We start from the raw sequence: 849 nt of genomic DNA on the forward strand, positions 1-849 counted from the left end.
TGGATTCGACCCGCACAACCCATCTGACCAGCAGAAGACCGCCTGAGACCGGAGACCAAGACCATGGACATCAACGAGATTTTTCACCGAGGCCGGGATGCGGGAGACCACCAGTGCCTTCCGGGACCAGCACATGGAGGACGCCCGCCAGTACGGGCAGCTCGGCGACATCATCAAGTCCCGCCTGGAGCAGCAGACCATCGACGGCGACGGCCGGTTCTCCGCCCGCTTCCGCGCGCGGAAGGTGTCGCGGCAGGTCAGGCGTATGGAGAAGGCGTCGAAGAAGGCCGCGGCTGCCGCCGAGGCCCTGCACGGCGCCTACGTGAACGAGGTCGTGGAACTGCCGCAGCGCCGGGAACTGGCCGCGGCCCGGAAGGAGGACCGCCGCCAGAAGCGCGCCTTCACCGCCGGCCAGTTCGTCGCGAAGTCCCTCCAGAAGTCCACGGACAGCCTGAACGGCTGCCCGCCGCAGGAGATTCCGCAGGTCAGCGGGGTTCAGCAGCAGGTGCCGCAGTTCGTTGACCCGCTGCCGCACAACTTCACCACCGCCGGTCCTGGCGGCGGCCAGGCGCTGCCGTCGATCGGTGACTTCTTCGGCAAGGAGGCCATGTGAACGCGGCCCAGGCGAAGGCGGCGCAGGCGCGGCTCGCGAACCAGGCCGAGCACTACAACGCAGCGCAGGCGAAGGCCGCGGAGAAGGGGCCGATGTACCTCATCACGTTCTGGACGAACGTGTGCCGGAAGCTCGCGAAGGACGCGCTGGAAAGCGGCGATCCGAGCGTCGCGAACGGCCTGGCGTCGCATCTCAACGACTTCTACCGGGCTCACACGCAGTGACCGTATTCATCA

General features: G+C 67.4%; 2 protein-coding genes. Both read left to right on the plus strand.

Annotation, left to right across the window (positions count from 1 at the left end; all coding sequences use genetic code 11):
* Positions 1-97: 97 nt before the first annotated feature.
* Entirely contained in the window at positions 98-613 is a 516-nt protein-coding gene (locus SSOG_RS47430) for a hypothetical protein (protein WP_009721184.1), read from the plus strand.
* Positions 610-837, plus strand: a complete 228-nt coding sequence (locus tag SSOG_RS45915) for a hypothetical protein (protein WP_009721185.1) — start codon at positions 610-612, stop codon at positions 835-837. Before SSOG_RS47430 ends, SSOG_RS45915 begins: the two co-directional genes overlap by 4 nt.
* Positions 838-849 lie beyond the last annotated feature (12 nt).

It is taken from the genome of Streptomyces himastatinicus ATCC 53653, assembly GCF_000158915.1.
Lineage (GTDB): Bacteria > Actinomycetota > Actinomycetes > Streptomycetales > Streptomycetaceae > Streptomyces > Streptomyces himastatinicus.

What these genes read in the sequence shown, in the direction of transcription:
- SSOG_RS47430 (WP_009721184.1), top strand. Translation starts at nt 98, where the DNA reads ATGCGGGAGACCACCAGTGCCTTCCGGGACCAGCACATGGAGGACGCC.